Origin of the sequence: Citrobacter sp. wls757 (genome assembly GCF_005280935.1) — a bacterium.
Lineage (GTDB): Bacteria > Pseudomonadota > Gammaproteobacteria > Enterobacterales > Enterobacteriaceae > Citrobacter > Citrobacter portucalensis.
The window spans coordinates 26167-32662 of the sequence record NZ_SZWU01000054.1 but is presented as its reverse complement, the minus strand read 5'-3'; the positions used below and the strand labels follow the sequence as shown (position 1 = coordinate 32662).

General features: G+C 51.6%; 7 protein-coding genes. 5 read left to right on the top strand and 2 right to left on the bottom strand.

Features of this window, described 5'->3' with window-relative positions; all coding sequences use genetic code 11:
* A partial coding sequence (locus tag FDW94_RS14325; protein WP_137377793.1) for an inner membrane protein YbjM occupies positions 1-372 on the bottom strand: 372 nt, incomplete at its 3' end.
* 269 nt (positions 373-641) lie between these two features.
* On the opposite strand from FDW94_RS14325, the gene FDW94_RS14320 reads away from it, so the two are divergent.
* Together FDW94_RS14320 and FDW94_RS14315 are read left to right on the top strand one after the other, a co-directional pair.
* Positions 642-2327, top strand: coding sequence for an aspartate:alanine antiporter (locus FDW94_RS14320; protein WP_003831652.1), 1686 nt, complete (start codon positions 642-644; stop codon positions 2325-2327).
* A gap of 270 nt (positions 2328-2597) precedes the next feature.
* Complete coding sequence (locus tag FDW94_RS14315) at positions 2598-3395, top strand: SDR family oxidoreductase (RefSeq protein ID WP_103284947.1); 798 nt, start codon at positions 2598-2600, stop codon at positions 3393-3395.
* On the opposite strand, the gene FDW94_RS14310 is transcribed toward FDW94_RS14315, so the two are convergent.
* Complete coding sequence (locus FDW94_RS14310) at positions 3382-3942, bottom strand: TetR/AcrR family transcriptional regulator (RefSeq protein ID WP_003831648.1); 561 nt, start codon at positions 3940-3942, stop codon at positions 3382-3384. The genes FDW94_RS14315 and FDW94_RS14310 overlap by 14 nt on opposite strands.
* An 85-nt stretch (positions 3943-4027) precedes the next feature.
* Between FDW94_RS14310 and FDW94_RS14305 the strand changes: the two genes are divergently transcribed.
* The 3 genes from FDW94_RS14305 (at position 4028) to FDW94_RS14295 (ending at position 6440) form a co-directional block, all read left to right on the top strand.
* On the top strand, positions 4028-5236 hold the full coding sequence (locus tag FDW94_RS14305; RefSeq protein ID WP_137377789.1) for an MFS transporter: 1209 nt from the start codon (positions 4028-4030) through the stop codon (positions 5234-5236).
* Positions 5236-6051, top strand: a complete 816-nt coding sequence (locus FDW94_RS14300) for a Cof-type HAD-IIB family hydrolase (protein WP_137377788.1) — start codon at positions 5236-5238, stop codon at positions 6049-6051. The genes FDW94_RS14305 and FDW94_RS14300 overlap by 1 nt, the downstream gene beginning before the upstream one ends.
* 107 nt (positions 6052-6158) lie before the next feature.
* The gene (locus FDW94_RS14295) at positions 6159-6440 is read left to right on the top strand and encodes a hypothetical protein (RefSeq protein WP_003831642.1); all 282 of its coding nucleotides are present in this window, start codon (positions 6159-6161) and stop codon (positions 6438-6440) included.
* The last annotated feature ends 56 nt before the right edge of the window (positions 6441-6496 follow it).

Sequence of the window (6496 nt, the reverse complement as noted above, 5' to 3'; positions counted from 1 at the left end):
TTTCCGCCGTTGATGCTGATTGAATAAGCTACTGATAAATAAAAAACATAATGCGCCAAGCGCGCACCAAAACACCGCACTAAACAACCACGCCAGCTCTTGCCACAATGAACGCGTCGGCATAAAAACGAACCGCATCAGTAACAGGCAGCACGGCGCCGCCAACATTGCACCAAGCAGGGGTTTGAGCACTTCCCGACGATGGGAAAAAAAGCTTGCTGCAGCACCCGGTAAGATAAAAAACAACAATCCGACCTCAGGATGCCCTGCCGCTCTGAATGCCCCTTTCACGTTCAGCGTTAATGAAAGACACACCACAATAAAGAGCACAAAGCAGCAGACCGCACTCGCCCAACTTTGCTTATGTTTCAATCGTTCCTCCTGACACATTCTCTATCGAACACTCTTTTCGCCCGCAGGCGTCCAGTCAGATAAAGTAACTCGGCATTCCATGCCAAAAACACACCCACACGATTCTTATAGCCGTTGATACGTAATGAGATTAAACTAACCGCATATATTGTTATGCTGCATTATTCGGGGCTGTGTACGATGCTATCGCCCCTTAATTTCTGGCAAAAACATTAGCGTAAATTGCCATTTCTTTCAATAGCTTACTAGTAAACAAGAAGTTAGTCTCCGTGAATATAAACGTCGCAGATTTGTTAAATGGGAATTACATCCTGTTATTATTTGTGGTCCTGGCTCTGGGCCTGTGTCTGGGCAAATTACGTCTGGGTTCAGTCCAACTCGGTAATTCCATTGGCGTTTTAGTGGTCTCCCTATTATTAGGTCAGCAGCACTTTAGTATTAACACCGATGCATTAAATCTCGGCTTTATGCTGTTTATTTTTTGCGTCGGCGTCGAAGCCGGTCCCAACTTTTTTTCGATTTTTTTTCGCGATGGGAAAAATTATCTAATGCTTGCCCTGGTGATGGTCGGTAGCGCAATGCTGATCGCGCTGGGGCTGGGTAAGCTATTTGGCTGGGATATCGGCCTGACGGCGGGTATGCTGGCTGGCTCGATGACCTCAACGCCGGTGCTGGTCGGCGCGGGTGATACCTTGCGCCATTCAGGAATGACAGGGACACAACTTTCAAGCGCTCTCGATAACCTGAGCCTGGGTTACGCCCTCACCTATTTGATTGGTCTGGTCAGCCTGATTGTTGGTGCGCGCTATTTGCCGAAACTCCAGCATCAGGACCTGCAAACCAGCGCCCAACAAATCGCGCGTGAACGAGGTCTGGACACCGACGCCAATCGTAAAGTGTACCTCCCGGTGATCCGCGCCTATCGCGTTGGCCCTGAACTGGTGGCATGGGCCGATGGTAAAAATCTGCGCGAACTGGGTATTTATCGCCAGACCGGTTGTTACATTGAACGCATCCGTCGCAACGGCATTCTGGCCAACCCGGATGGTGATGCGGTGTTGCAAATGGGCGATGAGATAGCCTTAGTTGGTTATCCGGACGCCCATGCTCGCCTCGATCCCAGCTTCCGTAACGGTAAAGAGGTGTTCGATCGCGATCTGCTCGATATGCGCATCGTCACTGAAGAAATTGTGGTGAAAAACCACAATGCCGTTGGTCGTCGCCTGGCCCAGTTGAAACTAACCGACCACGGTTGTTTCCTGAACCGCGTGATCCGTAGCCAGATTGAAATGCCTATTGATGACAACGTCGTACTCAATAAAGGTGATGTGTTGCAGGTCAGCGGTGATGCTCGTCGCGTGAAAACCATTGCCGATCGTATCGGCTTCATTTCAATTCACAGTCAGGTGACCGATCTGCTGGCCTTCTGCGCCTTCTTTATCATCGGTCTGATGATCGGGATGATCACCTTCCAGTTCAGTAATTTCAGCTTCGGCATTGGGAATGCGGCTGGACTGCTGTTCGCCGGGATCATGCTGGGCTTCCTGCGAGCCAACCACCCCACATTTGGCTATATCCCACAGGGTGCGCTGAATATGGTGAAAGAGTTTGGCCTAATGGTATTCATGGCAGGCGTCGGTTTAAGCGCAGGCAGTGGCATTGGTAATGGCCTGGGTGCCGTCGGTGGTCAAATGTTGATTGCCGGTCTGGTAGTCAGCCTGGTTCCAGTTGTCATCTGTTTCTTGTTTGGTGCTTACGTATTGCGCATGAACCGTGCCCTGCTGTTTGGTGCCATGATGGGCGCACGTACCTGTGCTCCGGCAATGGAAATCATCAGCGACACCGCACGCAGCAACATCCCTGCGTTAGGCTATGCCGGGACTTACGCGATTGCTAACGTTCTTCTGACATTAGCGGGGACACTCATCGTCATTGTCTGGCCTGGCCTTGGGTAGCGCTGAAATTTTCCCTTAATTGAAAAATTTTTGCAGGTAAGCAGAACTTTTCTTCAAGGCGTCAGTCATAACTATTGCCACTGCTTTTCTTTGATGTCCCCAATTTGTGGAGCCCATCAACCCCGCCGTTTTGGTTCAAGGTTGATGGGTTTTTTGTTGCCTGAAATTTGCGTTCATCGCCTTCCACCTCTGAAACTCCTCCCAAATTTGCAGCATGCCGGTTATGGCACATACTTTAAAACGGTGCTTTATCGGGGATGGGGGTTAGTCATGTTGCTTACTGGCAAAGTCGCAGTAATTTTTGGTGGCAGCGGGGCTATTGGTAGTGCGGTTGCGCAGGCCATGGCGCGCGAAGGAGCCCATGTGTGTCTGGGTGCTCGCAGCCAGGAAAAACTTGATCGGACGGCCAGTATTATCCGAACGGCAGGTGGTACAGTCGAAACCTTTATCACCGATGTACTCGACGAGCACAACGCATCGAAGGAAGTTACCCGCCTTGTAGAGCAAACCGGTGGAATAGATGTGGTGGTTAACGCAACTGGATTTATGCACGAACAGGGCAAACGCCTTGACGCATTATCCCTCTCTGAGTTTATGAGCGGTATAACCCCTTTCCTCTCGGCGCAGTTCAATATCGCAAAAGCCGTAACGCCGCACATGGGCGGCAATCGTGCGGGCGTCATTCTCAGCGTTGTTGCCCCCGCGGCCCCGATGGCGATGCCTGGTCATCTGGGTCATATTGTTGGTTGTGCAGGAACAGAGGCTTTTATTAAAGCGTTCGCCAGCGAGGTAGGACCGGCAAATATCCGGGTCGTCGGCGTGCGCTCGCATGCGATTGTGGATGCTGTTGCAGCTGGCTCCTATACCGGAGAAATTTTCTCCGCTAAAGCACAGTCAATGGGTTTAACCGTCGATCAATGGTTAGGGGGTGCGGCGCAAAGTACCATGCTCGCGCGCCTGCCTACGCTTGCACAAATCGCTGAGGTCATGACCTTTCTTGCTTCAGACCATGCCAGCGCCATGACCGCGACGGTGGTGAATATTACCGGAGGCGCTACGCACAGCTGACTGTCGCGGGTATCCCTGCAATACGCTCCACCATCAGCAAGATATCTTCTCGCTGCAGCGGTTTTTTGTCCGTGACAAAATGCAGCGTCATTCCTTCAATAAACGCATCCAGCGCCCGCGCCGTAACCGGGTCAAACCACTGCTCCAGCGTTTGTTGGCTGCGTAGCATCCAGTTCTGCATCACCGTTTTCAACGCTGGTTTACGGCTGGCAAAAGCATACAGCTGATACATGAGCTCCATATTATCAGGCGTTGTGACCTGAGAGCCGTAAATCATATCGGTAATGGCATGGCAAGCCTGCGACGCATCCTTAACATCGGCAAAAAAGTCCTGATACTGCAGCATCATCCTGTCAGTAAAACGGCCAAATGCCTCCATCAAAAGCTCATCGATTCCCGAAAAGTAATAGGTCATAGAACCCAGTGGTACCTCGGCAATCATAGCGATTTTACGGTGTGTAACCCCATGAATACCATGGGCTATTACTGCATCCAGAGTCGCCTGAACTATTTTTTCCCGCCGCTGCGGATCGTTTGCACGTCGCACTACATTTCCTCTTCTTGCATTTGTGTACAAATGTACACAGTCTTGCTAATGTTGTCTCCTTCCCTCTTTTCTTTGGCTCGAATTCATGACTGGCATCTCATCACGCAAAGCCTTAAGACGTCGCACCTGGGCGCTGTTCACGTTCTTCTTTTTACCAGGATTATTAATGGCCTCCTGGGCAACGCGTACCCCTGCCATCAGAGATATCCTCTCCATCTCCACTGCCGAAATGGGTGCAGTGTTGTTTGGGCTCTCTATTGGTTCGATGAGTGGCATACTTTGTTCGGCCTGGCTGGTGAAACGATTTGGCACGCGTAAGGTCATCCGCACCACCATGTCTTGTGCAGTCCTCGGAATGGCGATCCTCAGCGTAGCGCTCTGGCTGCATTCCGCATGGCTTTTCGCGTTTGGCCTGAGCGTATTTGGCGCCAGCTTTGGCGCGGCAGAAGTTGCCATCAACGTCGAAGGTGCGGCAGTTGAGCGCGAAATGAACAAAACCGTGCTGCCGATGATGCACGGTTTTTACAGCCTGGGAACGTTGGCAGGGGCTGGAGTTGGAATGATGCTTACCGCCTTCAGCGTCCCGGCTACCGCGCATATCATTTTGGCTGCAATGGTTGCTATCACACCTATTTTCATCGCCATCAAAGCTATTCCTGACGGCACGGGCAAAAATGCCGCTGACGGTTCTCACTCCGGTGAAAAAGGACTGCCTTTTTATCGTGATATCCAGCTATTGCTGATCGGCGTTGTAGTGCTGGCGATGGCATTTGCTGAAGGTTCCGCCAACGACTGGCTTCCACTGTTAATGGTGGACGGACATGGATTTAGCCCGACATCAGGCTCGCTGATTTATGCCGGTTTTACGCTGGGTATGACCGTTGGGCGATTTACCGGCGGCTGGTTCATCGACCGTTACAGCCGCGTTGCGGTGGTGCGCGCCAGTGCGCTGATGGGCGCTCTCGGGATTAGCCTGATTATTTTTGTCGACAGCTCCTGGGTGGCCGGTGTGTCCGTTATTCTGTGGGGACTCGGCGCATCGCTCGGTTTCCCGCTGACCATTTCAGCCGCCAGCGACACCGGCCCCGATGCCCCAACCCGCGTCAGCGTCGTGGCGACCACCGGTTACCTGGCGTTCCTTGTTGGACCGCCGCTGCTGGGCTATCTGGGTGAACACTATGGCCTGCGCAGCGCTATGTTGGTGGTGCTGGCGCTGGTGCTTGTCGCCGCCGTCGTCGCGAAAGCGGTAGCGAAACCGGATCTCAAAAATACTACGGTGATGGAGAACAGCTAATGAGTATCAAATTAATTGCGGTCGACATGGACGGCACATTTTTAAGCGACCAAAAAACCTATAACCGTGAGCGTTTTATGGCGCAATACCACCAGATGAAAGAACAAGGGATCCGCTTTGTGGTCGCCAGCGGTAACCAATATTATCAGTTGATTTCCTTTTTCCCCGAACTGGCCAATGAAATCTCATTTGTCGCCGAAAACGGCGGTTGGGTGGTCAGTGAAGGAGAAGATGTTTTTAACGGCGAACTGGCTAAAGACGATTTCCATGCCATCGTAGATCATCTGCTGACCCGCGCCGATATCGACATTATTGCCTGTGGTAAAAACAGCGCCTATACGTTGAAACAGTACAGCGATGAGCATAAGAACGTTTCCGCCATGTATTATCATCGTCTTGAATTTGTAGATAATTTTGACAACCTCAACGATGTTTTCTTCAAGTTCGGGCTGAATATTTCCGACGACCGAATTCCACAGGTACAGGCCGATCTCCACGATGCGATTGGCGATATTATGGTACCGGTGCATACCGGCTACGGCAGCATCGATTTAATTATTCCCGGTGTGCATAAGGCAAACGGTCTGCGCCTGCTGCAACAACGCTGGAATATTAGCGACGACGAGGTTGTTGTGTTTGGCGATGGCGGAAATGATATTGAGATGCTGCGCCAGGCAGGATTTAGTTTTGCAATGGCCAACGCCCATGAGCCGGTGATCGAGGCGGCAAAATATCGTGCAGGCTCGAACAACGAAGAGGGCGTGCTGGATGTTATCGACCGCGTGTTAAAGAATGAAGCACCGTTTACGCATTAACGGCTCAGCACAGACGGCAACAAAATGATGGCATGATCTATTCATAATCCGCCTCAAATTAACCCGCTGGATTATTACTTCCAGTGAATATTTCAGGCGAGCGGATCATGAAGAAAAGTGTACTGATGGCGACATTGTTGCTGGGCTTTGCGGGGACAACATTTGCACAGAGCGTTACCGTTGATGTCCCCAGCGGTTATAAAGTGGTGGTAGTGCCCTCTTCCGTCAGCGTCCCGCAGGCGGTCAGCGTAACGACCGCACCACAAACGGTATATGTTGCTCCAGCGCCTGCTCCGGCCCCAGTCTATCGCGCACATCCTTATGCGCGACATGTGGCAAGCGTCGGTGAAGGGATGGTTATCGAACATCAGATTGACGACCACCACTAAGTTGTCGCCAGGCCCAGACAACCGTAATACTAGTCAGTTAAGATCTTTGGTGAGCG